Source organism: Aliiroseovarius sp. S1123 (genome assembly GCF_023015885.1).
GTDB lineage: Bacteria > Pseudomonadota > Alphaproteobacteria > Rhodobacterales > Rhodobacteraceae > Aliiroseovarius.
In genome coordinates, this window is the sequence record NZ_JALKBE010000010.1 from 68,627 (window position 1) to 93,829 (window position 25,203).

General features: G+C 60.2%; 25 protein-coding genes and 1 tRNA gene. 4 read left to right on the forward strand and 22 right to left on the reverse strand.

What is annotated here, in order from left to right:
* Positions 1-160: 160 nt before the first annotated feature.
* Complete coding sequence (rpoH, locus tag MWU53_RS15200) at positions 161-1,057, forward strand: RNA polymerase sigma factor RpoH (protein WP_247094498.1); 897 nt, start codon at positions 161-163, stop codon at positions 1,055-1,057.
* Between the two features lie 55 nt (positions 1,058-1,112).
* Here the strand turns inward: rpoH and MWU53_RS15205 are convergent, their stop codons facing one another.
* From MWU53_RS15205 to MWU53_RS15280, 16 genes are all read right to left on the reverse strand, one after another.
* Entirely contained in the window at positions 1,113-1,904 is a 792-nt protein-coding gene (locus tag MWU53_RS15205) for a PaaX family transcriptional regulator (protein WP_247094499.1), read from the reverse strand.
* A gap of 7 nt (positions 1,905-1,911) precedes the next feature.
* A complete protein-coding gene (gene paaZ / locus MWU53_RS15210) occupies positions 1,912-3,939 on the reverse strand; it encodes a phenylacetic acid degradation bifunctional protein PaaZ (RefSeq protein WP_247094500.1) in 2,028 nt (675 codons plus the stop codon).
* Positions 3,940-3,974: 35 nt separating this feature from the next.
* The gene (locus MWU53_RS15215; protein WP_247094501.1) at positions 3,975-4,733 is read right to left on the reverse strand and encodes a Phenylacetic acid catabolic protein; all 759 of its coding nucleotides are present in this window, start codon (positions 4,731-4,733) and stop codon (positions 3,975-3,977) included.
* A 10-nt stretch (positions 4,734-4,743) separates the two neighbouring features.
* A complete protein-coding gene (locus MWU53_RS15220) occupies positions 4,744-5,808 on the reverse strand; it encodes a 2Fe-2S iron-sulfur cluster-binding protein (protein ID WP_247094502.1) in 1,065 nt (354 codons plus the stop codon).
* Positions 5,809-5,817: 9 nt separating this feature from the next.
* A complete protein-coding gene (paaD, locus tag MWU53_RS15225) occupies positions 5,818-6,279 on the reverse strand; it encodes a 1,2-phenylacetyl-CoA epoxidase subunit PaaD (RefSeq protein ID WP_247094503.1) in 462 nt (153 codons plus the stop codon).
* A 1-nt stretch (position 6,280) separates the two neighbouring features.
* On the reverse strand, positions 6,281-7,039 hold the full coding sequence (gene paaC, locus MWU53_RS15230; protein WP_247094504.1) for a 1,2-phenylacetyl-CoA epoxidase subunit PaaC: 759 nt from the start codon (positions 7,037-7,039) through the stop codon (positions 6,281-6,283).
* A complete protein-coding gene (paaB, locus tag MWU53_RS15235; RefSeq protein ID WP_108856777.1) occupies positions 7,039-7,323 on the reverse strand; it encodes a 1,2-phenylacetyl-CoA epoxidase subunit PaaB in 285 nt (94 codons plus the stop codon). Before paaB ends, paaC begins: the two co-directional genes overlap by 1 nt.
* 11 nt (positions 7,324-7,334) lie before the next feature.
* Positions 7,335-8,312, reverse strand: coding sequence for a 1,2-phenylacetyl-CoA epoxidase subunit PaaA (gene paaA, locus MWU53_RS15240; RefSeq protein WP_247094505.1), 978 nt, complete (start codon positions 8,310-8,312; stop codon positions 7,335-7,337).
* Positions 8,313-8,314: 2 nt separating this feature from the next.
* Complete coding sequence (pcaF, locus tag MWU53_RS15245) at positions 8,315-9,517, reverse strand: 3-oxoadipyl-CoA thiolase (protein ID WP_247094506.1); 1,203 nt, start codon at positions 9,515-9,517, stop codon at positions 8,315-8,317.
* A gap of 177 nt (positions 9,518-9,694) precedes the next feature.
* The gene (locus MWU53_RS15250) at positions 9,695-10,630 is read right to left on the reverse strand and encodes an AEC family transporter (protein WP_247094507.1); all 936 of its coding nucleotides are present in this window, start codon (positions 10,628-10,630) and stop codon (positions 9,695-9,697) included.
* The gene (locus MWU53_RS15255) at positions 10,627-11,442 is read right to left on the reverse strand and encodes an MBL fold metallo-hydrolase (protein WP_247094508.1); all 816 of its coding nucleotides are present in this window, start codon (positions 11,440-11,442) and stop codon (positions 10,627-10,629) included. The genes MWU53_RS15250 and MWU53_RS15255 overlap by 4 nt, the downstream gene beginning before the upstream one ends.
* Complete coding sequence (locus MWU53_RS15260; RefSeq protein ID WP_247094509.1) at positions 11,439-12,242, reverse strand: TatD family hydrolase; 804 nt, start codon at positions 12,240-12,242, stop codon at positions 11,439-11,441. Before MWU53_RS15260 ends, MWU53_RS15255 begins: the two co-directional genes overlap by 4 nt.
* Before the next feature lie 17 nt (positions 12,243-12,259).
* Complete coding sequence (locus tag MWU53_RS15265; RefSeq protein ID WP_247094510.1) at positions 12,260-13,387, reverse strand: DNA polymerase III subunit delta'; 1,128 nt, start codon at positions 13,385-13,387, stop codon at positions 12,260-12,262.
* Positions 13,384-14,016, reverse strand: coding sequence for a dTMP kinase (tmk, locus tag MWU53_RS15270; RefSeq protein WP_247094511.1), 633 nt, complete (start codon positions 14,014-14,016; stop codon positions 13,384-13,386). The genes MWU53_RS15265 and tmk overlap by 4 nt, the downstream gene beginning before the upstream one ends.
* Before the next feature lie 6 nt (positions 14,017-14,022).
* Positions 14,023-15,222 (reverse strand): D-alanyl-D-alanine carboxypeptidase family protein, encoded by a 1,200-nt coding sequence (locus tag MWU53_RS15275; RefSeq protein WP_247094512.1) that lies wholly within the window; start codon positions 15,220-15,222, stop codon positions 14,023-14,025.
* A gap of 62 nt (positions 15,223-15,284) precedes the next feature.
* Positions 15,285-16,205: an SPOR domain-containing protein gene (locus MWU53_RS15280; RefSeq protein WP_247094513.1), complete on the reverse strand. Its 921-nt coding sequence runs from the start codon at positions 16,203-16,205 to the stop codon at positions 15,285-15,287.
* A 198-nt stretch (positions 16,206-16,403) separates the two neighbouring features.
* On the opposite strand from MWU53_RS15280, the gene MWU53_RS15285 reads away from it, so the two are divergent.
* Positions 16,404-16,493: transfer RNA gene (locus MWU53_RS15285), tRNA-Ser, on the forward strand.
* Positions 16,494-16,692: 199 nt separating this feature from the next.
* The gene (locus MWU53_RS15290; RefSeq protein ID WP_247094514.1) at positions 16,693-17,223 is read left to right on the forward strand and encodes a hypothetical protein; all 531 of its coding nucleotides are present in this window, start codon (positions 16,693-16,695) and stop codon (positions 17,221-17,223) included.
* An 85-nt stretch (positions 17,224-17,308) separates the two neighbouring features.
* Here the strand turns inward: MWU53_RS15290 and MWU53_RS15295 are convergent, their stop codons facing one another.
* Positions 17,309-18,493, reverse strand: a complete 1,185-nt coding sequence (locus tag MWU53_RS15295; protein WP_247094515.1) for a phytanoyl-CoA dioxygenase family protein — start codon at positions 18,491-18,493, stop codon at positions 17,309-17,311.
* Positions 18,494-18,575: 82 nt separating this feature from the next.
* On the opposite strand from MWU53_RS15295, the gene MWU53_RS15300 reads away from it, so the two are divergent.
* Positions 18,576-19,604 (forward strand): LacI family DNA-binding transcriptional regulator, encoded by a 1,029-nt coding sequence (locus MWU53_RS15300; protein WP_247094516.1) that lies wholly within the window; start codon positions 18,576-18,578, stop codon positions 19,602-19,604.
* Between the two features lie 30 nt (positions 19,605-19,634).
* Here MWU53_RS15300 and iolG read toward each other — a convergent pair whose 3' ends face one another.
* Genes iolG through iolD form a run of 5 tightly spaced genes read right to left on the reverse strand, consistent with a single transcriptional unit; the run spans position 19,635 to position 25,165 of the window.
* On the reverse strand, positions 19,635-20,624 hold the full coding sequence (gene iolG / locus MWU53_RS15305; RefSeq protein ID WP_247094517.1) for an inositol 2-dehydrogenase: 990 nt from the start codon (positions 20,622-20,624) through the stop codon (positions 19,635-19,637).
* Between the two features lies 1 nt (position 20,625).
* Complete coding sequence (locus MWU53_RS15310) at positions 20,626-21,456, reverse strand: class II fructose-bisphosphate aldolase (RefSeq protein ID WP_247094518.1); 831 nt, start codon at positions 21,454-21,456, stop codon at positions 20,626-20,628.
* Positions 21,453-22,310, reverse strand: a complete 858-nt coding sequence (locus MWU53_RS15315; protein ID WP_247094519.1) for a 5-deoxy-glucuronate isomerase — start codon at positions 22,308-22,310, stop codon at positions 21,453-21,455. Before MWU53_RS15315 ends, MWU53_RS15310 begins: the two co-directional genes overlap by 4 nt.
* 12 nt (positions 22,311-22,322) lie before the next feature.
* Positions 22,323-23,297 carry a 5-dehydro-2-deoxygluconokinase gene (gene iolC, locus MWU53_RS15320; RefSeq protein ID WP_247094520.1) on the reverse strand — a complete coding sequence of 325 codons (975 nt, stop codon included), beginning with the start codon at positions 23,295-23,297 and terminating at the stop codon, positions 22,323-22,325.
* Positions 23,297-25,165 carry a 3D-(3,5/4)-trihydroxycyclohexane-1,2-dione acylhydrolase (decyclizing) gene (gene iolD, locus MWU53_RS15325; protein ID WP_247094521.1) on the reverse strand — a complete coding sequence of 623 codons (1,869 nt, stop codon included), beginning with the start codon at positions 25,163-25,165 and terminating at the stop codon, positions 23,297-23,299. Before iolD ends, iolC begins: the two co-directional genes overlap by 1 nt.
* Between the last annotated feature and the right edge of the window lie 38 nt (positions 25,166-25,203).

Genomic DNA, 25,203 nt, shown 5'->3' on the forward strand with positions numbered 1-25,203 from the left:
CGAAGACGTGAGGCAATGTGTCATCCTCTTACAATTGCCCTCATAGGTTCATACTCTGGTAACGAAATTCGACGACACCCTCTTGAAAACCGTGTTGTAGGGCTTATTTCGATGTTAAGCCCCTAAACATGAGGGGAGCGGACAGGAGACGTTTGCCACGATGAGCAACTATAAAAATTTACCGGCCCCGACGCCAGAAGGCGGTTTGAACCGTTATCTTCAGGAAATCAGGAAGTTCCCGATGCTGGAGCCGGAAGAGGAATATATGCTGGCCAAACGCTGGGCGGACCATGAAGATCGCGATGCGGCGCACCAGATGGTCAACTCGCATCTGCGTCTGGCGGCCAAGATCGCCATGGGCTATCGCGGCTATGGTTTGCCGCAGGCCGAGGTGATTTCCGAAGCGAACGTGGGCCTGATGCAGGCTGTGAAACGCTTTGACCCGGAAAAGGGCTTCCGCTTAGCGACCTATGCCATGTGGTGGATCCGTGCCTCGATTCAGGAATACATCCTGCGCTCGTGGTCGCTAGTGAAGCTTGGCACGACATCGGCCCAGAAAAAGCTGTTCTTCAACCTGCGTAAGGCGAAGGCGCGCATCGGTGCGCTGGAAGAGGGTGACCTGCGTCCCGAGAACGTTCAGAAAATTGCAGAAGATCTGAACGTGACCGAGGAAGAGGTGATTTCCATGAACCGTCGCCTGTCGGGTGGGGATGCGTCGCTGAACGCGACTGTCTCGAACGACGGCGAAGGAGCTATGCAGTGGCAGGACTGGCTGGAAGATGAAGATGCCGACCAAGCGGGCGACTATGCCGAAACCGATGAGATGAACGTCCGTCGCGAGCTGCTGGCCCAAGCCATGGACGTTCTGAACGACCGCGAGAAAGACATCCTGACCCAGCGCCGTCTGCAGGACAAGCCGGTCACGCTTGAAGACCTGTCGGGGGTCTATGACGTCAGTCGCGAGCGGATCCGTCAGATCGAAGTGCGCGCCTTCGAAAAGCTGCAAAAGCGCATGCAAGAGCTTGCCGCCGATAAGGGGCTGCTGGAACACGCATAATCTAGACGAGAAACGATAGAACGGCCCTAAGCAACCTGCGCGGGGCCGTTTTCATTTATGGGGTCAGCTGTTCAATCGACAACGGCCCAAGCGCGCTGAGCGCCTCTTGCACCAACCCGCGCACTTGAAGCTCGGGGCAGATTGCTTCGACCGGAAGATCGGGCAGACGAAGTGCAATACGCCGCCATTCATGCAGCAAAACCAGTCGAAGCGCGGCGCGATCCAGCGGGGGTAGGTCGTGCAACGCATCTAGTGGAAGGCGGTCAATTGTTTTTCGCAACTGATCCGAATCCATTTGCAACTTTAGCGGCGCGAGCGTTGCGATGACCCAACTGGGCAACTCGGCATTCGGATCGGAAAGATGCAGGGCGTCGGGGGTGGCTTGCGGGGCAGCGGTACCCAAGAATACGCCGGGCGTAAGCTCGCTGAACCCCTCAGCGATCAAGGTGTCAAAGCTGCCGTCATCCTCTGCCTGAGGCGGCAGGACCAGCAGGTGCCATTGAACAGGTGCGCGGCGGGCCGGGCCATAGATGCGATCGGCCACAGCCTTGGTCTGGGCCAGCCCGTCCGGTGTCAGGTGATAGACCGACCGGCGGCCGTGCCGCGTGCTTTCAATCCAGCCATCCTTGCGCAGCCGGTGCAGGGCCACGCGGGTGGCTTCGGGGCGGATGCCGAGGGCGGACATGACCTTGCCCAAAGCCTGACCGGAAACGCCGGACGCATCAGTATCCGGCGCACCCATAACGGTCAGATCCCCCATCAAGGTGACGATCACCGACCAGACGCGCAGATCACTGCTGTCGCGCAGGTGCGTCAGTGTATCCTGAAGCGGGTCGGTCAGTGTCATCGGGTCCTCAATAGGCGTTCATTGTCAGCAGCTCGTATTCTGCCACCAAGTCGTCATCCTGGTTGGTCAGGGTGACATGCCAGCGCACTTCACCATATTCATCCGTGCGGCGCGTTTTGGCCTTCACGGTCAGGCGCACTTTCATGCTGTCACCAGCCTCTACCGGCTTCATAAACCGCAGGTTGTCAAGTCCGGTATTGGCCAGAACGGGGCCTTCGTTGGGCTCGACAAACAGGCCAGCGGCGAAGGACAGCAGCAGATAGCCATGCGCCACGCGATCCGGGAAGAACGGATTTCGCTTGGCCGCATCGCTGTCCATATGGGCATAGAAGGTGTCACCGGTGAAATGCGCGAAATGCTCGATATCGTCCAACGTGATCTCGCGCGACTTGGTGTGCAGCGTCTCGCCAATCGACAGCTCACCATATTTGCGGGTGAACGGGTGGGCGGGGCCTTCGATTTCCGTCGCGCCAGGCACCCAGCGCCCGCCGATCGAGGTCAGGATGTCGGGGCTGCCCTGAATGGCGGTCCGTTGCATGTAGTGTAGTACACCACGGACACCGCCCATTTCCTCGCCGCCGCCAGCACGACCCGGACCGCCATGCACCATATGGGGCAGGGGAGAGCCGTGGCCGGTGGATTCTTTCATCGAGGTTGCGTTGTTGAAATACAGGCGACCGTGGAAGGCGCCGGCCCCCATAGCAACTTCGCGCGCTACGTCGCCCGATCCGGTGATAACCGAGGCGACCAACGAGCCTTCGCCCTTGTTTGCCAATTCGATGGCGTGGGCGATGTCTCGATAGCCCATGATGGTCGACACGGGGCCGAACGCCTCGCATTCATGCACAATGGTGGCGGTGTCGGGGTTTTCGCAGTGGAACAGCATCGGCTTCACGAAAGCGCCTGGATCAACGTCGCCTTCGAAATCGATGTCATCTGGGTTGCCATAGACCATCTTGCTTTCCGATCCGATCGCGGCGGCCTTCTGCAACACATCCGTTTTCTGTCCGGCCGAGACCAGTGCACCCATGCGCACGCCTTCTGCACGCGGGTCACCGATGACGGTTTTGTCAAGACGGGCCGACAGGGCCTCGATCACGTTCTGAACCTGTTCTTCCGGCGCGATGATGCGGCGGATGGCGGTACATTTCTGACCGGCCTTCGTGGTCATCTCGCGATGTACCTCTTTGATAAAGAGGTCAAATTCCGCGGTGTCCGGCGTGACATCCGGGCCCAAGATCGACGCGTTCAGGCTGTCCTGTTCGGCCACGAACCGCACCGAGTTCTTCAGGATGTTCGGGTTCGAGCGCAGCATCGACGCGGTCTGAGCCGAGCCGGTGAAGCTGACGATATCCTGCGGGCCAAGACGGTCCAGAAGGTCGCCTGTGCCGCCCGAGATCAGCTGCAGCGCGCCTTCAGGCAAGATGCCACTGTCCAACATGATGCGTACGGCGGCTTCGGTCACGTAAGATGTGGCCGTCGCGGGTTTTACGATGGCTGGCACACCAGCCAGCAGGGTCGGGGCCAATTTTTCCAACATGCCCCAGACCGGGAAGTTGAACGCGTTGATGTGGACGGCCACGCCTTGCAGCGGGGTTGCAATGTGCATGCCAAGGAAGGTGCCGTTGCGCGACAGTTGCTCGATCTCGCCGTCGATATAGACTTTACCGTCCGGCATCTCGCGTCGACCTTTAGAGGCAAAGACGAACACAGTGCCTACACCGCCGTCGATGTCGATCATGTGATCCGATTGCGTGGCGCCCGTGTCGAAGCTGAGGTCGTAGAGTTCCTGCTTGTGCTGACCCAATTCCATTGCCAGTGCTTTCAGCATCTTGGCGCGGTCATGAAAGCCCATTTCGCGCAGGGCTGGGCCACCCACATTGCGCGCATAGTCGATCATCGCCTGCATATCCAGATCCGCGCCGCCGGCTTCGGCAAGCGGCAGCCCGGTGATGGCCGAGGCGATGGGGCGGGCATTTGCGCCCGGTGCGATCCATTGACCAGCCGCGAAGCTGGAGACTTTCATCAGGGTCATTCTCTGTCCTCTGTTCGTATGCGGTCGGGCGGCGCTTAAGGCGCGCTCAGCCCAAGTTTGTCCAATGCGGTTGCCGCAGCGGCTTCCCATTCTTCGCGCAGTTCCGCATTCGAAGAATGGCGCAGCCCAAAGGCTTGCAACTGGCTGGCGCGGGTCGATACATCTTTACCGAAGCTTGCGGCGACGCGGGGCCACCAATAGTCGACGCTGGCTTGCAGGTCGGCCATACTGGTTCCAGTTTCCACAAGGCGTTCAATGCCCTCGGCGGCCAATTCAGCGTGACGGGCCTCGACCGGTGCAACGGCGCGGAAGGCTTCAGCCAAAGGCGCATAAGAGACGCGTTTGAACTCGCTCATCTGCACGCCAACGGCCAGACCCATAAGAAGGTTCATGACCACGGCATCCGACCAGCCCTGCATGGGATAGTTGAAGACCGACAGACGCATGTCCGTGTCGGTGCGCGAGGTGCCGATATCGGCGTCGCGCGCCACACGATCCGTCCACGGGTGGTGGTTGGCATAGCGTGCGGTGTTGGCGCCAAAATCGCCCATGATCGACAGAACCTTGTCGGCGTTGTCGGTCTTTTCCAGAACGATCTTGGCAGCCGCGATGCGTTCCTTGATGCCCGGACCTTCGTTGATGATGTCGGCGAAGCCAGCAGCGCCTGCCAATGCGCTGTCGACGAAAGTGGCCATCAGGCGCATCAGCTCGGCGCGATAGCGCGCCGGGACGTTTTCGGGATTGGTCAGGACACCGCCCTGAGCCAGATAATCGGTGATGCTCATATCAGACATTGGGGTCTCCTTACTGGTCGAAATCGACGACGACTTTGCCCGAGCGGGCATAGGATTGGCAGGAAAGGACATAGCCTTTCTCGACCTCGTAATCTTCCAGCGCGTGGTTGGTGATCATGTCCACGTCGCCTTCCAGAACCTTACAGCGACAGGTCGAGCAGACACCGGCCTTACAGGCATATGGCGCGTCCATGTCATTGGCCAAAGCCGCATCCAGGATCGAGGTCTCGCCGTCCATGGTGATGGTGCGGCTTGCGCCGTCCATGGCGATCACGGCCTCGATGCCTTCGCCAGAGACAGCAGCTTTGCTGGAGGCTTTCTTGGCCGCACGGCCCGGTTGGCTTGAGGCAAACAGCTCGAACTTGATCTGGGCATCGTCCAGCCCATGATCGCGCAGTGCCTTGGCAATGCCCAGCATCATTGGTTCGGGACCACAGATGAAAGCGGTGTCGACGGATTTGATGTCAATCCAGTTCTTGAAGAGAGCCGCGCATTTCGCCTCGTCCACCAGACCGGTGAACAGGTCGATTTCCTGCGCGTCGCTTTCCAGAATATGGATCACGTTGAAGCGGCCCATATAGCGGTTCTTCAGGTCTTCCAGTTCCTCGCGGAACATGATCGTGGTCACGGCCTTGTTGGCGTAGACCAGCGTGAATTCCGATTGCGGTTCGCGCGCCAGCGTGGTTTTGATGATCGACAGAACCGGCGTGATGCCCGACCCGCCTGCAAAGCCCAGATAATGGCGGTTGGTGGTCGCATCCAGCGGGATGTGGAAGTTGCCCATGGGGGGCATGGCTTCGATCATCGCACCCTCGGCCAGCTCTTCATTGGCCCAGGTCGAGAACGCGCCACCATCGACACGTTTGATGCCCACCTGCAGCTTGCCGTCGTCCAGACCCGAACAGATCGAGTAAGAACGGCGCAGTTCCTGCCCGTCAAAGTCGCGACGGAAGGTGAGGTATTGGCCTTGGGTGAAGTCGAAAGCTTCAGGGTCGTCAGGGGTGAGCGTTACAACCACCGCGTCACGGATGGTTTTCTGGATATCGGTCACAGTAAGATTGTGGAAGCGCGCCATGGGTGTCTCCTAGATGCACTTGAAGTAATCAAAGGGTTCAAGGCAGTCGCGGCATCGCCAGAGCGCCTTGCATGGGGTCGAGCCGAATTGGCTGGTGCGTTCCAGATCATGGCCACCGCAATTGGGGCAGCGATCGGGTTCGCCTTTGGGGGAAGGGGGGGCGATGCCGAATTTCTCCAGCGCCGCTTTGCCCTTGTCCGACAGCCAGTCGGTGGTCCACGGGGGGGACAGTTGCTGTGTCAGGGTCAGCTTCTCGATTCCGCGGTCGCGCAACGCGGTCTCGATATCGAAATTGATCACGGACGTGGCCGGACAGCCGGAATAGGTGGGGGTGACGGCGACCTTCAAGGTGTCGCCTTCCCACTTCACATCCCGGATGATGCCCAGGTCGACCAACGAGATCACGGGGATCTCGGGGTCGGGCACCTGGTCCAACCAGTCCCAGATCGTATCTACCGACGGCTGACCCATCTTACCAGGTCGCGCCGGGATAAGCGCGCTGCAACCACTGCATGGAGCAGAGCAGATGGCCCAGATGCTCGGTGTGCATATAGCCCGTGCGCCCACCCTTGTGGTGGAACGTGTCGGTCGGGATGGTCAGGGTTGCTTGGCCCAAAACCTTGCTCACCAGCGCGTCATATTCTTCGCGCAAGCTGGCGGGATCGGGGGCAATGCCTGCCTTGACCATGGCCGCGTCAACCTCGTCACCGTCGAACATTTCGCCCACATAGGGCCAGAGGTAATCGAGTGCCGCCTGCATGCGGGCGTGGCTTTCCTCGGTCCCGTCGCCAAGACCAACCACCGTGTCGCCCGAGCGTTCCACGTGATAGGCAACTTCCTTGGAGGCTTTGGCCGCGATCGCCGCCACACGTTCGTTCGACGACGTCATCAAGCGGCCCAGCATCACCGACGCCCATGCGTCATAAAGGAACTGGCGCATCAGGGTCCGGCCGAAATCACCGTTGGGCAGCTCACACAGCAGAACGTTGCGGTAATCCCAAGCGTCGCGCAGGAAAGCCAGATCGTCAGCCGAGCGGCCTTTGCCTTCGACTTCACCCGCAAGGCCCAGCCAGAATTGCGTCTGACCAATCAGGTCAAGCGCGGTGTTGGCCAGTGCGATATCTTCTTCCAGCACCGGCGAATGGCCACACCACTCGCTGACGCGGTGGCCAAGGATCAGGCTGTTGTCGCCCATCCGCAGCAGAAATTGAAAAAGAGCGTTGTCAGCCATTACATGTGCCCCACTTCTTCGGGGATGTCGAAGAAGGTCGGGTGACGATAGACCTTCGAGTTCGAAGGCTCGTAGAGCGGGCCTTTTTCTTCAGGCGACGAGGCTGCAATGTGCTGTGCTTCCACAACCCAGATCGACACGCCTTCGTTGCGACGGGTGTACACGTCACGGGCGTTCTTGATCGCCATTTCAGCGTCCGGTGCGTGCAGGCTGCCCACGTGACGGTGGCTCAGGCCATGCTGACCGCGGATAAATACTTCCCAGAGGGGCCATTCTTTCGACATGTGATCTCTCCTTATTCGGCGGCTGTGCGTGCAGCGGCTTTTTTGCGGCCATGGGCCAGAAGACCGTCGCGCACCCATGCGCCGTCTTCCCAAGCGTTGGTCCGGTCGTTCAGACGGTCCACGTTGCAGGGGCCTTTGCCTTTGATAACGTTGAAGAACTCGGTCCAGTCGGGGTCCGAATAGTCATAGTGACCGCGTTCTTCGTTCCATTTGATGCCGGGATCGGGCAGGTCCAGACCCAGATACTCGATCTGAGGAATGGTCTGGTCGACAAATTGCTGACGCAGGTCGTCGTTCGAACGCACCTTGATCTTCCAGGTCATCGACTGTTCCGAATGCACGCTTTCGCTGTCCGACGGGCCGAACATCATGATCGCGGGGAACCACAGGCGGTTCACGGCGTCTTGTGCCATGGCTTTCTGAGCAGGCGTGCCAAAGGCCATCTGCATGATCGCGTGATAGCCCTGACGTGCGTGGAAGCTTTCTTCCTTACAGATACGGATCATCGCGCGGCTATAGGGACCGTACGAGGTCCGCTGCAGCGCCACCTGGTTCACGATGGCCGCGCCATCCACCAGCCAGCCCACGGCGCCGATATCGGCCCAGTTCAGGGTGGGGTAGTTGAAGATCGACGAATACTTCATCTTACCTTCGTGCAGCAGCTCGACCAGCTCGTCGCGCGATACACCCAGCGTTTCCGCGGCCGAGTACAGATACAGACCGTGGCCTGCCTCGTCCTGAACTTTTGCCAGCAGGATCGCCTTACGCTCCAGCGTCGGGGCGCGGGTGATCCAGTTGCCCTCGGGCAGCTGGCCGACAACTTCCGAGTGCGCGTGCTGGCCGATCTGGCGGATCAGCGTTTTGCGATACGCCATCGGCATCCAGTCTTTCGGCTCGATCTTTTCGTCGCGGTCGATCCGCGCCTGAAACTCTTCAAGCAGCTTGGGATCCTCGTCCGAGGCCTCGGCTGTGATCATCTGTGCATACATCGTCAGATCCTTTCCAGAATAAGGGCAACGCCCTGTCCCACACCTACGCACATGGTGCACAGCGCATAGCGCCCACCGGTGCGTTGCAGTTGATATGCGGCGGTCAGTACAAGGCGCGCGCCGGACATGCCCAGCGGGTGGCCCAGTGCAATCGCACCGCCATTCGGGTTCACACGCGGATCATCATCCGCGACACCCAGTTCGCGCAGCGTGGCAAGACCTTGGCTTGCGAACGCTTCGTTCAATTCTATCACATCGATCTGGTCGATGGTCAGACCGGCCTTGTCCAGCGCCTTGCGGCTGGCCGGAACCGGGCCGATGCCCATGACGCGGGGCGCAACACCTGCCGCTTGCATGGCGACCACACGGGCCATCGGTTTCAGATTGTTTGCGTTGGCTGCGGCTTCCGAGGCGATCAGCATCGCGGCCGCCCCATCGTTCACGCCCGAGGCATTGCCCGCGGTGACCGTCAGGTCTGGACCGTTCACGCCGCGCAGGCCAGACAGCTTCTCAGCCGAGGTGCCGGGGCGGGGATGTTCGTCGGTGTCGACAACAATCGGATCGCCCTTGCGCTGTGGGATGGTCACGGGAATGATCTCGTCCGCGAAGGTGCCTGCCTCGTGCGCGGCGGCCCAGCGGGCTTGGCTGCGGGCGGCGAATGCGTCTTGGTCTTCGCGGCTGACGTTATAGTCCTCGGCCACGTTGTCCGCGGTTTGCGGCATCGAATGGGTGCCGTGCAGTTTGTCCATCTTCGGGTTTACGAAACGCCAGCCGATGGTGGTGTCGTAAACCGCATTGGCGCGGGTGAAGGCGCTGGTGGCTTTCGGCATCACGAAGGGCGCGCGGCTCATGCTTTCGACGCCGCCAGCGATACACAGGTCATAATCGCCCGCTTTCACGCCACGTGCTGCCATGCCGACCGCATCCATTCCCGAGGCACATAGACGGTTGATCGTCGTGCCCGGAACTTCGACCGGCAGACCGGCCAGAAGGGCCGCCATGCGCGCCACGTTGCGGTTGTCTTCGCCTGCCTGGTTGGCCGAGCCATAGATCACGTCATCAATCGACGCCCAGTCCACATCTGGGTTGCGCTCTTTCAAAGCGGCGATGGGCAGTGCGGCTAGGTCGTCGGCCCGAACGCTGGACAGCGCCCCGCCATATCGACCGATCGGAGTGCGCACCGCGTCGCAGATGAAAGCTTCCATATATCCCTCCCGGAATGTCCAAGCGCGGCGCGGGATAAGCTTGCGGCGGCTTGGAGTATTGCTGACCGTTTGGTCGAATATAGTCCGAATGACGATTCGCCACAATAGATATGTTACGAGAAATTATTCTCGTACTTCTATTGGTAACAATACCTAGGAAGGCAGGTGCAGAATGGATCAGGCAGCGCCCAAAAGGGCAAGCCAGCCCCAGACGGTAAAGATGGACAGCGCAGTGCCCACCAGTACCGTCGTGGCCGCCACGCGTTTGCCAACGCCATAGAGGTTCGCAAAGACATAGGCGTTTATGCCGGGGGCACTGGCGGCGGTCAGGATGGCGGATCGGAAGGCGTCCGTTTCCAACGCGAAGGTGCTTCCCAAGGTCCATGTGATGGCGGGGTGTACGATCAGCGAGATGAGGCAAAGGAACGCCACGATCTTCAGATCGCCCTCGGGCCGGTACAGGTACAGCACCCCCCCAAGGGCAAATAGTGCGGTCGGAAGGGCCGCGCGACCCACAAGGGCCAAGGCTTCGGCCAGCACGCCGGGCAAGGGGAAGCCGGTCAGGTTAACCACAAATCCTGCGGCAATCGCCATGACCAGAATGTTGCGCACCATCGCACGACCGATCTGGCGCAGCGTTTGCAGCGCGCCGTTTCCTTGCGCGCGTGCGATCTCCATCGCGGTGATACCAATCGCATAGCAAAACGGCGCATGCAGAGCGATGATCGCATAGTTCCCGGCCAAGGCATCAGGGCCGAAGGCGCGTTCGGTGATGGGCAGGCCCAGCAAAAGCGAGTTTGAAAAGAGCGAGACAAACCCGATGGCCACCGCGTCCGTCCAAGGTCGGCCAAACAGATACCGCGCGGCAAAGAGGCCTGCGAAGAATCCGGCCAATGCACCTGTGTAGAAGCTGAGAAGCAGGGGTGCATTGAACTCGGCTTTCAGATCCAAACGGGCAATCGCCAGAAACAGAAGGCAAGGGATGGCAACGCTTTGGGCGAACTTCATCAGCCCATCAATTGCACCATCCGACAACACATTGCGCCAACGCACGACATAGCCAAAACCGACCACCAGAAAGACCGGCAGGACGATGTCGATCAGAGCGTTCATGAATGCCGAATGGGCAGGACCATCCCGTCAAAGGCCACGGTCACATTGTCGGGCGTTTCCGCGAGGACCGTGTCATAGTCCAGATCAATATGCATATTGGTCAGCACGCCCTGTTTGGTCCCGCTGCGGGCAATCCAGTCCAGCGCATCATCCAGATTGAAATGGGTTGGGTGGGGCGAACGACGCAACGAGTCGATGACGAAGGTCTCAAGCCCTTGCAGCACATGGGTCACGTCCTCGGGGATCTCGCTGACATCGGGCAGATAGGCCAGATCGCCGATGCGAAACCCGAGCGAGTCCATATTGCCGTGGCGCACTTCGAACGGGGTCAGGCGGATCGGGCCACCTTCGCCGTCGATCACCACGTCTCCGTTAATCGTGTGCAGATCCAGAATGGGGGGATAGTTCGACCCTTCGGGCTGCACAAACGCATAACCAAAGCGCGACATCAGCGCGGTCTGCGTGGGGCTGTCGGCCCAGACCGGCACGCGTTTGCGCATGTTATAGACGATCATCCGCAGATCATCGATGCCATGCATATGGTCCGCGTGGCTGTGGGTATAGACCACCGCATCCAGCGCGCCGATGCCTGCATCCAAAAGCTGGCTGCGCATGTCAGGTGAGGTGTCGATCAGAACGCGTGTGGTGCCACCATCCTCGCCGACGCGAGTCACTAGTGCCGAACAGCGCGTGCGACGGTTTTTGGGGTTGTTGGGATCGCAATCGCCCCACTGGCCGCCCAAACGCGGCACGCCGCCAGAGGATCCACAGCCAAGAATGGTGAAATGGGTGCCGGTCGTAAGGTCCGTCATGCGGGCACCTCATATGCGGCCGCCTTGGCGAAGAGGCGCTCGAAGTTTGCCTCGGTCTGGGCGGCGAAATCTTCGTAGCTGAGGCCATATAGTTCGGCGCCCACTTTGGCCGTGTGCACGGTGTAGGCAGGTTCGTTGCGCTTGCCGCGGTAGGGCGGGGGCGCCAAATAGGGCGCGTCGGTTTCGACCAGAATGCGATCGACGGGTGCGGCCGCGAAAATCTCGCGCACCTCTTTGCTGCGCGGGAAGGCGGCGATGCCGGACATGGACAGATAAAACCCCAGATCCAGCGCGGCTTTGGCCAGGTCTGGGCCGGAGCTAAAGCAATGCATTACGCAGTCAAACGCGCCTTTGGCGTGTTCTTCGGTCAGGATGCGGGCCATGTCGTCATCTGCATCGCGCGAGTGGATGATCAGAGGCAGGCCCGTCTGGCGTGCGGCCTCGATATGGATCAACAGGCTTTCAATCTGCACGTCGCGGCTTTCGGCGGTATAGTGATAGTCCAGCCCGGTTTCCCCGATGCCGACGAATTTGGGATGAGCGGCAAGGGAGACCAGTTCGTCGACCGCGACCATCGGCTCGGACGCCACGCTCATCGGGTGGGTGGCGGCGGCGAAGAAGACCGGGGAGTGCGCCTCAGCAATGGGTTGCACCTGCGCCAGATTGGCCATTTTGGTGCAGATCGTCACCATGCGCGCAACGCCTGCTTCTGCGGCGTTGGCAATCACCTCGTCCAGACGACCTTCGAAATCGGGGAAGTCCAGATGGCAGTGGCTGTCGGTGATTTTTGGCGTGCTCATTGGGGGGCGTCCTTGCCTCAGGCCGCCAATTTCACGGCCGTGTCGTTGATCTTGAAAACCATATCAAGGATGAGCGCAGCCGGGTCAAGGTTCACTGCCCGCCCATGGCCTGCGCGGGCCGACAATTCCTGTTGCAGGCTTGCCCAAGAACGCGCCGCAAAGGGGTGAGGCGATAGGCGTGCAAGGCAAGCCGCTTCGCCCGGAGCCGCCTCGGCTGCGGGGTGAAATCCCGTCCCTTGGCGGGCCAATCGTGCCAAAAACAGGTTAAACAGATGCAGGATCAGTTCGTACCGTTCGGCATTGGCCTTGCCGGCAGCACTTTCCGCCAGTTTCAGCGCGCGGGGGCGGTCGAACTCGCGCGATTGAAAGATCTGAATCAGATCAGCGTAGGTGCCCAGACCGTTCAGATGGGTAAGGCGCAGTGCGTCGCCCGCCGATCCAGCGGCCAGCTCGTTCAGGCGAAGAACGTCTTCAGCAGAAGGCGTTTCGTCCAGCCCCGCCATGACCTCGGCAAGCGCATCAGGGGACAAAGGCGGCAGGCGCAACTCGCGACAACGCGAGCGGATCGTGGGCAGAAGGCGCGAGGGTTGATGGCTGATCAACAGCAGCACAGCGCCCTCGGGTGGTTCTTCCAGCAGCTTCAACAGCGCGTTGGCGGCGTTGGTGTTCATCTCGTCCGCCACGTCGACAATCACCACACGGCGTCCACCACCGGCAGCAGAGAGCGCGAAGAAGCTTTTCAGCTTGCGCACCTCGTCCACTGTGATCTCGCCCTTCAGGCGCTTGGCTTTCTCGTCCCATGGGCGGCGCAGCAGGAAAAGGCCGGGTTCCGACAGCGCCGCAATACGGTGTGCGATCGGGTGGTCCGGCGAAATGTCCAGCGTTTCGGGGGCGGGGGCGGCGAACATGCCACCATCATCCGGCGGGGTGGCCAGCAGGAAGCGCGCGATGCGCCACGCCAGCGTTGCTTTTCCCACGCCGCGCGGGCCAGTGATCAGCCAGCCGTGATGCATCCGGTCCGAGGTATAGGCCGTCAGAAATGCCTGTTCTGCCGCGTCCTGCCCGATCAGGCGCGTTGCTTCGCGCGGGTGCGGGGCGCCTTCGATCCGGTCGGGCTGGGGGATGTCTTCGGGATCGGTGCTCATGCGGTGCGGGCCTTGATTTCGTCCTGCGCTGTAGTCAGCACATCGGCTGCGACCACATTGATGTCGCGGGTGCCGTCGATCACGCGGAACCGGTCGGGGTGGTCCTGCGCCAGCTTCAGAAAGCCCGCGCGCATCTTGTGTTGAAGCTCGGCGCCGAAATCCTCGAACCGTTCTTCGGTGCCGCCGCGCCCCTTGGCGCGGGCGTGGCCCAGATCCGGGTCCATGTCGATCAGGAAGGTCACGTCCGGTTCGCAGCCGATCATCAGATCATGCAGCGCGTCAACCTGCGCACGTTTATCGCCCGAGCGCGTGCCCTGATACATGCGCGTGCTATCGGCAAATCGGTCGGTGATGACGATCTTGCCCTCGGCCAGCGCCGGGTTGATCAACCGTTCCAGATGGTCGCGGCGCGCTGCGGTGAAGAGCAGAAGTTCGGTTTCCGCGGACCAGCGGTCGGGGTCACCTTCCAGCACCAGCGCGCGGATTTCCTCGGCCCCGGCGGATCCGCCGGGTTCGCGGGTCAGGACCACGTCGTGACCGGCGTGCTGCAGCGCCTCGGCCAGCAGGCGCGCTTGCGTCGACTTGCCCGAGCCGTCGATGCCCTCGAAACTGATGAATAACCCGCCCATGTCAGGTCAGTTTGTGGCTGAGGTCACGCTGGAAGACGCCAGCGGGGGTGGGGCGTCGCCACCCATGACCAGTGTCAGAACCTTTCCGGCGGCCGTGGTCAGGCGTTTGGTGTAGCCCGCATTACCCACGCCGTGCTCTGCATAAAGCGGAATAACTGTGTCGCTCAGCCCATCGCGGCTGATCACCATCTGGGCCAGCTTCTGTCCCTGCGCAATCGGCGCCGGGATCGGTCCCGTCCAGTTGACTGTTGCGGTGATGGCGCCACGCTGTCCTGCCGGGATCAACAGGTTCACATCTTCGGCAGGAACCAGTCCGACCGTTGCGCTGGAACCCAACCAGACGGGGACCTCGGCCACGCGTTGACCGGCTTTGACGGTGGTTTTCATGGTGAACTGACGGAAGGCCCAGTTGACAATGGCCTCGGCCTCTTCGGCCCGTTCTTTCTCGGACAGCATACCCGAAATGACGAATACGATACGACGATCCCCCTGACGGGCTGACCCAACCAGACCATAGCCTGCTTCCTGCGTGTGGCCGGTCTTCAGGCCGTCCGCACCGATGCCAAGCCGCAAAAGCGGGTTGCGGTTGAAGCGGTTGTCCGGGGCGCGGTCTTTATAGTGATACTCAGTCTGCGAGAAATAGCGGTAGTAATCCGGGAACTCGACAATCAGGTGGCGCGCCAGAAGGGCCAGATCTTTCATCGACATGCGCTGCATCGGATGTGGCCAGCCCGAGGCATTCCCGAAGCTGGAGTTTTCCAGGCCCATATTGCGAGCGCGGTCGGTCATCATGCGGGCAAACGCGTCTTCCGTGCCTGCCAACCCTTCGGCAACAGCCACGCAGGCGTCATTGCCGGACTGTACGATGATCCCTTGCAACAGATCCTCGACCGTGGGGCGGTCGCCTTGGGTCAGAAACATTGTCGAACCGCCCATGTTGGCGACCCGGTCGGACACGCCAAAGGGTGTAGAGAGCGTCACCCTTCCATCTGCCAAAGCTTCGAACAGCATGTTGACCGTCATAAGCTTGGACATAGACGCAGGCGGCAAAGGAACTTCTGCGTTCCTCTCGAGCAGCACAGTGCCCGTGGTCACATCCAGCACATAGGCCGACGTGGCGCGCGTATCAAAAGCACGCGCGGGCAGCGCTGCAAGGAAAACCAACGCCACAAGGGCCGAAATGCGCAAGGTCAGGCGACGAAACATGGTCAGGTAGTGTCCTTTGGTTTCTCAATGGGGCCGTCTGGCCCAGGATCTGCTATCTAGCGTTAGTTGGTGACGGCATAGGCGTCGACGAAGCCAAGCCCTTTGATCTTCTTCAGCAAAGCTGCAAGATCGGCCTTGTTTGTCGCCGGTCCCGCAACCACCCGCCAGAATTCCTTGCCGTTGGAATTGCCCGGTTTGACGGTCGGTATGATGCCTATGCCGCGCAGAGACTCGGCCGCATTTTCCGCGTTCTTTTCAACCGAGAAGATGCCGATCTGGACGAAAGGTTTTGACAGGGTGCCCGAGGGGGCAGGGGCTTCTGGTTTGGCTGCGGCAACAGGTGCGGCTGCGGCAACAGGATTGGCAGTCGCAGGTTTGGCGGCAGGTTTGGGTGCGGGGCGCGTACCAACACGCGGCGTCGATTTCTCGGTACGATCCAGCGCGGCTTCAGCAGCAGCAATCGGATCATCGAGCGTCGATTGCGAGATCTTTTCAGGATCTTCAAGAACCGGTTCGGCCTCGGGCGGGGGCGCCACAGGGACCTTCTGTTTGCGCAGGGCCGTGACAGATAGTTCGGCAGGCGCACCGGCCAACAGTCCAAGCTCGGCCGCCGCTTCGGACGACACTTGCAGGCGTGGCCCCGGAATTTCACGTTCACGTCGGAAAAGCGCCGCCACAGCGGATTTCCCATTCGCCGGATTTCGGATGATAACGCGTTCCGGATCTTTCGCGCTGGGATGTGCGACCCAGACACCACCAAGGCTGGGGCGTCCATCCCAAAGGCCCTTCTCGGTCACTTGAAAAACCTCGGGCGCTTCGACATCACGCTCGATGACTTCCCCTTGGCGGGCGGTCGTTTGCGCACTTCTTTCGCCAGAGTTGGCGTTTTTCATGAAGCCGGGAAGGTTGGTGTCGTCGCACGCTGCAACAAGAATGGCACCTCCAAGTGCCATGGCCACTTTCAAGGTGGTCTTTATCGACATATCGCGCCCCTAGTTTCTCTGATTTAGGATCTTCGGATCCAGACTGCTCGGCCAGGGTATCCCCCGGATTTGCAGGCAGTCTAAACACAACATTGGCGCGAGAAAAGAGCAGCAATCGCTTCAATGTCACATGAGCACCTTCTCGCGTGAATTCTTCACTTTAAGAATCGCGCAAGGGAAGTTAAGCGTCACCTTGTCGGAGGAGTGGCAGAGTGGTTGAATGCACCGGTCTTGAAAACCGACGTAGGTGAAAGTCTACCGTGGGTTCGAATCCCACCTCCTCCGCCATGGCGCCTCTATAAGATGTTGAAATATAAAGAGCATCAAGGGGATTGAGCGTATTGTTCCCACATGCGTACCCACACTTGGCGCGAGTTTGATTTGGAAAAATCCGCCGCATTCCTCATTCGCTTTCACCTGTAATCAGTCGCCTTTGGTCATCTCGGCTGATTTGTCCGTAGCTTCGTAGCGTGGTGAGCGGGTCAGTGTGGCCAAGGTTCTGGGCGTTGGCGATGAACTCTGCCACTGTTTTGCTGTTTTTCGCAGCATGACGGGCCAGCATATGACGGAATGCGTGTGGGCCATAGGCGGGCAAGCCTACAGTCTCGAAGGCTGTGTTGACGACCCTGCGCACGGGTTCAGTGGTCTTCCAATGGGCGCGGGTGTGCTTGAACTGTTCGGTCAGAAAAACGGTGGTCCGAATTCGAGCGAAGCCCTGGAAGCGGCAAGTGACAGCTTCCAGGTGATGGTTATGGCCAATGAAACAGCTACTGATGCGTATCGCGACCTGATGGAAAAGCAGATGCAAATTTTTCGTGACGTGACCAGCGAAGCAACCGCACTCCTCCAAGCCGATCCAACCAAAGATCCAGCCGTGACGTATCAGCAAGCAGTGCAGCGCGCACTTGCGATAATGGCTGAACTGTCCACTGCGACCAATCAAGCCAATCAGCAGGCCTATAACGCAATCAAGAGTCAGGTTGATTTGGCACTCAAGGAAATGCGTAAAAAAGGGTGACAGGGGGTGCTTGTCCGTCGTCAGAGTTTTTGGACCCAAGAGCGGCGTAAACTAAGTGAGTGTTCGGCTCATCTGGTCGGATTGATTATGCTGCGCGTTTGCGGTTTGCTTGCGCGTCCAGAAGATCACTCACCTGGGCAGGAGTGTCCTGATCCAAGACCGATTTCTTGATCAACGCAGCCTGTGTTTCGGGCGCCAAGCCTCCGCTGGGGGGATCTGTGTCGAGGTTTGTTGGGAACGAGTAGCCTTCAGCCGAGGCCGCGATCACCGCATCCAGTTCAGCCGACGACAGCTGCCTTTCACGCCACTTTGCCGAAAGCGGGGCAAATAGTTTTTTGCACATGCCCAACCGGTCCACGCTCTCCATCGCCCGTCCAAAGGCCGACGAGATTTGAAGCAGGTTGACCATTCGATGCACATCACTGCTGTAGTTCTCGCCCGCCGCGTGAAATAGCGCTGGATTGAAGAAAAGCGCGTCACCTTTTTCCAAGGGCAGTTGGACGTGATGCGCTTCGAAATAAGCGCGGAAATCCTCTCGGCGCCAAGCAGCATAGCCCGGTTTGTAGAGTTGCGAGAACGGAAGCAGCTTGGTTGGGCCGCTCTCGATCGGGATGTTGCAATGTGCGATCCCACCCTGCAGCGTCATCAGCGGTGACAGGTCGTGAACGTGGGCCGGGTAGGTGGCGCTGACTTCAGCCGTTTGGAACCCAAGGTGATAGTCGCGATGGGCTTGCTGGGCTTGGCCGCCGGGACGGACCAGATTGATTTGCGCTGTCATCTGATAGTTCGGGCCAAGCCAGCTTTCGGCAGCTGCATCGATGGCAGGCGCGGCGAAATAGGGGATAAAGACGTCTGGACTGGCAAAGCACAGCTTTTGCAGCGAGTTCCAGATCCGATCGTTGCTGCCTGCGGGCGCGAAATGGTCTGCTGCCTCTCTGCTCTGTGCCTTCTCGTCCTCGATGATCCGCTCATAGGCTGCGGAAGCCGCATCAATGGCATCGTGATCCGGTTGCGCCTGTTTCAGCACAAACACGCCTGCGCCAGACTGCAGGATCGTTGCCCACTCGGCCATGAGGGCGCGACGCATGTCCGGGTTAGACAGGTGCGCGGTCAGCGCGGAGACATCATAGATCGGGATGTTCTTCTGGATCGTTTGCGCGTGGGGCACCTGTTCGGGAACAAGTTCGCGCGCGGTCAGCGCTGCAAATTCCTCCAGGCGACAGGCGTCGGCAGAATAGAAGCCAGTTTCGGGCAGCATATGGGTGTTCATCGGGGGTCCTCCTGTTCGTCAGTCGTAAATTACAGGCGCCCTGCACTTGATTGTGGTTGAAAACACATCAATAAACCATCAAATGACACATCGCTTCCCCATCAAGGAAATCGCGCGACAAGCTGGGCTTGGAACGGCCACGGTGGATCGGGTGCTGAACGATCGCGCTCATGTTAGTCCACAGACCCGCGCGCGGGTCGAGGCTGCCCTGGCCGAACTTGAGACGCAGGAACGTCAGCTTACTGCGCGGGGGCGGCGGATGTTCGTCGACGTGGTTGTCGAGGCCCCGCATCGGTTCAGTCGCCAAGTTCGCGCCGCCTGCGAGGCGGTGTTGCCGGATGTGACCGAGGCGGTGTATCGACCGCGTTTCCTGTTGCAGGAAACTATGACGGAAGACGAGATCGTCGCGGCCCTTGCGCGCATCAAGAAGCGCGGAAGTCAGGGTATCATTCTGAAGGCGCGGGATGTTTCCACGGTGGCCGGTGCGGTGAAAGACCTTGAGGCAGCCGGCATTCCTGTCGTGACTTTGGTGACGGATATTCCGCAGTCCGATCGCTCGGCCTATGTGGGGATCGACAATACCAAGGCCGGGTTCACTGCCGCCTATCTGTTGGCCAATCTGCTTCCTGAACCGACCGGAACAGTTCTAACTTCGCGCAGTCAAGAGACATTTCAGGGCGAAGCGGAAAGGTTTTTCAGCTTCCGAGAGCAGTTTCTGTCATTGCGTCCGAACTACGAGGTTCTGGAGGTCACGGGCGGGGCGGGGCTTTCCATGAAGACGAAGCGGCGGTTCGTGGAGGGATTGGAAAATGTGGCCTCGGTGGACGCGGTCTATTCGATGGGGGGTGGCAATCGCGCGATCCTTGACGCGCTCAAGGACACCGGGTTCGCACCACGGCATTTCATTGCCCATGACCTAGATGCGGATAACCTTTCGCTGCTTACGCAAGGCGAAATCGGGTTCGTTTTGCATCACGATTTGCATCACGACATGCGCCAAGCCTTCCGCGCAATTTCGGCGCGTCACGGGCTGTTTCCACCGGCGGATTTGCATCTGCTGAGCGATGTGCAAATCATCACGCCCTACAATATCCCGGGGCTGATCGGCTGAAGGGAAGCGTACTGCCTTCAGCCTTCTGGGTCAGGTCAGATCAACCGGACCGCCTTCAGCAAGCGATTGCGCGGCAGCGTCGGCCAAAAGTTGTGCCTGCAACCCGTCGAACAGGTTCGGAGACGGCGTGTTTCCCGTCACGATCGCATCGACGAAATGGCGCATCTCGGCCTGATAGGCCGCTTCATAGCGTTCCAAGAAGAAATGCTGTGCAGGGGCGCGTGTGAAGCCGGATGCGGTTGCCATCTCGACGGTGTTTTCATGGACGTTGTCTGCGCGCAGCATGCCACCTGACCCGTGCACCTCGATCCGTTGATCATAGCCATAGCTGGCACGGCGCGAGTTGGTGATCTGGCAGATTTTGCCGCTGGCAGTCGTCAGCGTGACCGCAGCGGTATCAACGTCGCCAGCCTTGCCAATCTCGGGATCCACAAGCGAAGACCCGACGGCATAGACACGCACCAGTTCCTCGCCCAGCAGGAACCGCGCCATGTCCAGATCGTGGATCATCATGTCACGAAACAGCCCGCCAGAGCTTTCGATATAGCTGACCGGGGGCGGGGAGGGGTCGCGCGATTGGATCGTCACGATCTCGACCTCGCCAATTTGTCCTTGGCGCAGACGGGTTTGAAGGTCCGCGAAGTTCGGGTCGAAGCGCCGGTTGAAGGCGGTCAGAAACGGCACGCCAGCGCTTTCGACAACCTTGATGCAGTCGCGGATACGATCAGACGACAGGTCCACAGGTTTTTCACAGAAGATGGCCTTGCCCGCGCGGGCGGCGGCGTGGATCAGATCGTAATGCGTGTCTGTCGGGGTGCCGATAACAACCGCGTCCACGTCCGCGCTTTCGATCAGTTCTAAGGGTTCCAGCACCTTGGCTCCGGTGCGATCCGCCAAAGCTTGCGCGGGTTCTGCAAAGGCATCCGCGACTGCGGTAACTTTGGTGCCTTCGATCTGGCTGATCGAGCGGGCATGTACTTGGCCAATCCGGCCACAGCCCAGAAGTCCGATCCGTGTCATCTTAGGCTCCTTTAAACGCTTGTAAGACACGGCGGGTTGCAGCCATCACCGGGTCGTGGGTTTCTTTCAGGATTTGCACGCGGTCAAAGCGCGCCGGGTCGGCATTGACCGCCTCGCGCAGGGCGTTTCCGAAGGCCATGCGCAGCTCGGTGCCGATGTTGAACTTGCAGATCTTCGATCCGCGGGCAAGCGCGGTGCGCTGGGCGACTGGCACGCCGGATCCACCATGGATCACCAAAGGCACATCGGTCACGGCCTCGATCGTGCGGATGCGGTCGATGTCCAGACCGCCTTCCTTGTCCTGCTGCAAATGCACGTTCCCGACCGAGATCGCCATTGCATCCACACCGCTGTCGCGGGCGAAAGCTGCGGCCTCTTCCGGGTCGGTGCCCGCAGATCCTTCGCCGCCGGAATAGCCGACAAAGCCGATCTCGCCTTCACAGGAAACACCTGCTGCATGCGCCATTTCGGCAATCGCGGCGGTTTCGTCGATGTTTTGTTGTAGCGGCTTGCGCGACCCGTCGAACATCACCGAAGTGAACCCGCTGTCGATTGCCTCGCGGCATTCATCGAATGTGTACCCGTGGTCAAGGTGGGCCACGACCGGGACGGACGCGGCTTCGGCCAAGTGGCGGAACATCTTGCCGAGCACCGGCAGGGGGGTGTGTTCGCGGCAGGACGGACCCGCCTGCAGGATGACCGAGACGCCTTCGGCCTCTGCCGCCGCCACATAGGCGCGCATTTCTTCCCAACCCAGCGTGACCAGACCGGCCACGGCATATCCTTCCTTCAGCGCGGGCTGAAGGACATCTTTCAACGTTACAAGGCTCATTTGAACTTCGCCACCATGTCCATGATGCCGGGAATGGTGTGAAGCTGTGCTTCATGCGTCGGCTGGAAATACTGCTTCAGCGACCGCTGGCTGAGGCCGCCCAGAATGGTGAAATAGTACATCTGATAGCCGGGAAGAACCGCGCAGGGGTGATAGCCCTTGTCCAACATGATCGTGGAGCCATCCATGATGTGATAGGCGTCACCCGGCTTGTTGTCCTCGCGCTGCAGCATCTGTACGCCCGAGCCGTAGTTCGGCTTGAAGCGGAAGTTGTAGGTCTCGTCATGGCGGGTTTCGATCATTCCACCATCGGGGTCGGGCCGGTCGGTGTCATGCTTGTGCGACGGGAAGCCAGACCAGCCGCCTTCACCCACGGTGTAAAGTTCGCTGACCAGAAGGCGCCCCACACGGTCATGGTGGTTCGCGCCAAGGATGTGCTTGATCTTGCGGTGGGTCTTGGTGTCGTCCGATCCGTACTGCACGACGTCCAGTTCGGCCTCGCGCACGTCGAAGGGCTCTAGCACCTTGTCGTATTTCGCACCGGCGATGAAGGTTTCGGTCGCGTCCGTCTTGCAGGTGATGCGCACCTTGGCGCCGACCGGAACATAGACGCCCTCGGGCTCGCCATCCCACACGTCTTCGGTGCGGTTGCCAAGGTCGGGATAAACCGCGCCCTCGACATCCACATCGACCGTACCAGTGGCGGGCACCACGCATGTTTCATAGCCGGGCACGGCGTATTCGAAAACCTCGCCCTTCTTCAGCTTGACGATGTTAAAATAGTTCAGCGGGACCAGTGCGTTATCCGCATCCACGATGGGTTTGTTCTGGTTGTCATGAGGCGCAATATGCATTGGGCTCTCCTTTCATTCCGTTGGGCCGGGATGCGAGGCCAGGAAGGCCTCAAGCTCGGCGGTTGTGGGCATGGCATTGGCGCAGCCGGGTTTCGAGACGACGATGGATGCGCAGGCCGAGCCGCGCAGGACGGCATCGCGCAACGTGTGACCCGCGGCGATCGAGGCCAGCAGCCCCGCCATGAAGCTGTCGCCCGCGCCATTGGGTTTGACGGCGGTGACGGGATAGATGCCGGTGCGAATTTCTTCCCCGTCGATCAGGGTAATCGCGCCTTCGTGGCCCATCTTGTAGACCACCATGCGCCCTTCGGCAGCGAGGGCGCGGGCCTTGTCGAGCCCTTTGTCGATGCCGCCGGCCATGAACCCGAATTCCTCGTCATTGCCAACGATCAGGTCGCTGGCTTCCCCTGCACGGGACAGGACGTCTGCTGCGACTTCGGGCGAGGGCCAGCTATAGGGGCGGTAGTCAATGTCGAAGATCACCGGCAGCCCGGTTTTGCGGGCATTGTCGAAGGCCCGGAAAGTGGCCGAGCGTGAGGGTTCGGCGGCAAACACCGTGCCTGCGGTGATCAGTGCCGTAAAGGCCGCGTAGTCGACCGCATCCATGTCCGCTTCGGTGACTTGGAAGTCGGCAGCGCCGTTGCGATAGATGACGTTCTGGAAATCTTCGATGCAGCTTTCATAGACGGCCAGCGATGTGCGGGCCTCGCCGCCCACGGCGCGGACGTATCGCGTATCAACGCCATACTCCTTCAGGCGGTTCACGCAGAACCGTCCGACCGCGTCATCCGAAACCGATGTCACCAGCGCGGCTTCAGAGCCAAGCTTCACCAGCCCCGCGCAGATATTGGCGGACGAGCCGCCCAGATCGGCGCGGAATGTGGTCGCGTCTTCGCTTTTCACGCCCACGGGGGCGGCGAACATGTCCATGCCCGCACGCCCGAAGACGGCAAAGCGATTGCCCTTGATACCTTCGATCAACGCCATCATACGCCTCGACGCTGTTTTGAGCGGGAGGCTTCCCAGTCGATATGCGCCGCGCGCACGCGGTCATCTTCGGTGATATGCGGCGTGCCGACTTCCCACCAGGCGTGGCCTTCGGTGGTCCAGCCCTCATATGGATCGACATCCATCACGATCACATAGGTTTTGTCGGATGCCTTTGCGCGTTTGAACGCCTCGCCAAGCTCGGCAGGGTTCGAGACCTTCTCGGCCGTTGCACCCATGCTGGTGGCATGCGCCACGAAGTCGACGCCGAAGGGTTGCGGGATCGTCGGGCAGTCTTCCAGCAGGTTGTTGAAGCTTTCATTCCCGGTGTTGTTCTGAAGCTTGTTGATGACCGCGAAGCCGCCATTGTCCAGCACCATGACGATCATCTTCTTGTCCGACAGGACACTGGAATAGATGTCCGAGTTCAGCATCATGTACGAGCCGTCGCCGCAGAAGGTGATCACGTCCTGATCAGGCTCCATCTGGGCCTGCGCGATGCGCGCGCCCCAAGCACCCGCAATCTCGTAACCCATGCAGGAGAAGCCGAATTCGACATCAACGGTGCCTATGTCCAACGTGCGCCAGTTGGCGGTTACCTCGGCAGGTAGGCCGCCAGCCGCGGCAACCACACGGTCGCGCTTGTCACACAGGGCGTTCACCACACCGATGGCCTGCGCGTAGGAATTTGGACGGTTACCGTAAGAGACGTTCTTTTCTACGTAGTCGTCCCAGCTTTTCCGCTCGGCCTGCGCGAATGCCACCCAGTCTGCGGGGGCTTTGTAACCGGTTGCTGCATTCAGCGCTTCAAGGCTCAGCTTCGCGTCCCCCACAACGGGCAGGGACATGTGCTTGCCCGCGTCATGCCGCGCGGCGTTGATCGAGATGAACTGTGCGTCTTTATCAAAGGCGGTCCACGATCCGGTTGTGAAGTCCTGAAGGCGGGTGCCGACGGCGACGATGACATCTGCTTTCTCGGCAATCGCGTTGGCGCTATCCGACCCGGTGACACCGATGGGGCCGATGTTCAGCGGATGCTCGGCAAGCATGTTGGCGCGTCCGGCGATGGTTTCGACCACGGGGATTTGATGGGCTTCGGCAAAGGCGGTCAGTTCGTTGACAGCGCGCGAGTATTGCACGCCGCCACCGGCGATGATCATGGGACGTTCGGCGCTAGCAAGCGCAGCGACCGCATCGGCGATTTCGGCTTCATCCGCAGATTGGCGACGAATGCGATGCACTTTCTTGTCGAAGAATTTGACCGGATAGTCATAGGTCCAGCCCTGTACATCCTGCGGCAGGCCAAGGAAGGCCGGACCGCAATCGGCAGGGTCCAGCAGGGTGGCGATTGCTGCGGGCAGGGACTGGATCACCTGCGCCGGGTGGCTGATACGATCCCAATAACGGCTTACCGGCTTGAACGCGTCGTTCACGCCGAAGGTCGGATCATAGAAGTTTTCCATCTGCTGCAACACGGGGTCGGGCAGGCGGGTCAGGAACGTGTCGCCACATAGAAGCAGCATGGGCAGGCGGTTGGCATGGGCCAACCCGGCAGCCGTAAGAAGGTTCGCGGTGCCCGGCCCAGCACTTGCCGTGCAGAACATAAAGCGTTGACGCAGCCACGCCTTGGCATAGCCCGCCGCGGCGAAACCCATGCTTTGTTCGTTCTGTCCGCGATACAGCGGCAGCTCGTCACGTACGGTGTTCAGGGCCTCGCCCAGACAGGTCACATTGCCATGTCCAAAGATGCCGAAGCCGCCGCCACACAGGCGCATTTCTTCTCCGTCTATTTCGATGAACTGGTTGGAAAGCCAGCGAATGATCGCCTGAGCGGTTGTCAGGCGGATGGTGTCGTCTTGCGCAGACATGTCAGCGTATCTCCCACGGGAAAAATCAGTGCGGTGCC

What these genes read in the sequence shown, in the direction of transcription:
- rpoH (WP_247094498.1), top strand. Translation starts at nt 161, where the DNA reads ATGAGCAACTATAAAAATTTACCGGCCCCGACGCCAGAAGGCGGTTTG.
- MWU53_RS15205 (WP_247094499.1), bottom strand. Translation starts at nt 1,904, where the DNA reads ATGACACTGACCGACCCGCTTCAGGATACACTGACGCACCTGCGCGAC.
- paaZ (WP_247094500.1), bottom strand. Translation starts at nt 3,939, where the DNA reads ATGACCCTGATGAAAGTCTCCAGCTTCGCGGCTGGTCAATGGATCGCA.
- MWU53_RS15215 (WP_247094501.1), bottom strand. Translation starts at nt 4,733, where the DNA reads ATGTCTGATATGAGCATCACCGATTATCTGGCTCAGGGCGGTGTCCTG.
- MWU53_RS15220 (WP_247094502.1), bottom strand. Translation starts at nt 5,808, where the DNA reads ATGGCGCGCTTCCACAATCTTACTGTGACCGATATCCAGAAAACCATC.
- paaD (WP_247094503.1), bottom strand. Translation starts at nt 6,279, where the DNA reads ATGGGTCAGCCGTCGGTAGATACGATCTGGGACTGGTTGGACCAGGTG.
- paaC (WP_247094504.1), bottom strand. Translation starts at nt 7,039, where the DNA reads ATGGCTGACAACGCTCTTTTTCAATTTCTGCTGCGGATGGGCGACAAC.
- paaB (WP_108856777.1), bottom strand. Translation starts at nt 7,323, where the DNA reads ATGTCGAAAGAATGGCCCCTCTGGGAAGTATTTATCCGCGGTCAGCAT.
- paaA (WP_247094505.1), bottom strand. Translation starts at nt 8,312, where the DNA reads ATGTATGCACAGATGATCACAGCCGAGGCCTCGGACGAGGATCCCAAG.
- pcaF (WP_247094506.1), bottom strand. Translation starts at nt 9,517, where the DNA reads ATGGAAGCTTTCATCTGCGACGCGGTGCGCACTCCGATCGGTCGATAT.
- MWU53_RS15250 (WP_247094507.1), bottom strand. Translation starts at nt 10,630, where the DNA reads ATGAACGCTCTGATCGACATCGTCCTGCCGGTCTTTCTGGTGGTCGGT.
- MWU53_RS15255 (WP_247094508.1), bottom strand. Translation starts at nt 11,442, where the DNA reads ATGACGGACCTTACGACCGGCACCCATTTCACCATTCTTGGCTGTGGA.
- MWU53_RS15260 (WP_247094509.1), bottom strand. Translation starts at nt 12,242, where the DNA reads ATGAGCACGCCAAAAATCACCGACAGCCACTGCCATCTGGACTTCCCC.
- MWU53_RS15265 (WP_247094510.1), bottom strand. Translation starts at nt 13,387, where the DNA reads ATGAGCACCGATCCCGAAGACATCCCCCAGCCCGACCGGATCGAAGGC.
- tmk (WP_247094511.1), bottom strand. Translation starts at nt 14,016, where the DNA reads ATGGGCGGGTTATTCATCAGTTTCGAGGGCATCGACGGCTCGGGCAAG.
- MWU53_RS15275 (WP_247094512.1), bottom strand. Translation starts at nt 15,222, where the DNA reads ATGTTTCGTCGCCTGACCTTGCGCATTTCGGCCCTTGTGGCGTTGGTT.
- MWU53_RS15280 (WP_247094513.1), bottom strand. Translation starts at nt 16,205, where the DNA reads ATGTCGATAAAGACCACCTTGAAAGTGGCCATGGCACTTGGAGGTGCC.
- MWU53_RS15295 (WP_247094515.1), bottom strand. Translation starts at nt 18,493, where the DNA reads ATGAACACCCATATGCTGCCCGAAACTGGCTTCTATTCTGCCGACGCC.
- MWU53_RS15300 (WP_247094516.1), top strand. Translation starts at nt 18,576, where the DNA reads ATGACACATCGCTTCCCCATCAAGGAAATCGCGCGACAAGCTGGGCTT.
- iolG (WP_247094517.1), bottom strand. Translation starts at nt 20,624, where the DNA reads ATGACACGGATCGGACTTCTGGGCTGTGGCCGGATTGGCCAAGTACAT.
- MWU53_RS15310 (WP_247094518.1), bottom strand. Translation starts at nt 21,456, where the DNA reads ATGAGCCTTGTAACGTTGAAAGATGTCCTTCAGCCCGCGCTGAAGGAA.
- MWU53_RS15315 (WP_247094519.1), bottom strand. Translation starts at nt 22,310, where the DNA reads ATGCATATTGCGCCTCATGACAACCAGAACAAACCCATCGTGGATGCG.
- iolC (WP_247094520.1), bottom strand. Translation starts at nt 23,297, where the DNA reads ATGGCGTTGATCGAAGGTATCAAGGGCAATCGCTTTGCCGTCTTCGGG.
- iolD (WP_247094521.1), bottom strand. Translation starts at nt 25,165, where the DNA reads ATGTCTGCGCAAGACGACACCATCCGCCTGACAACCGCTCAGGCGATC.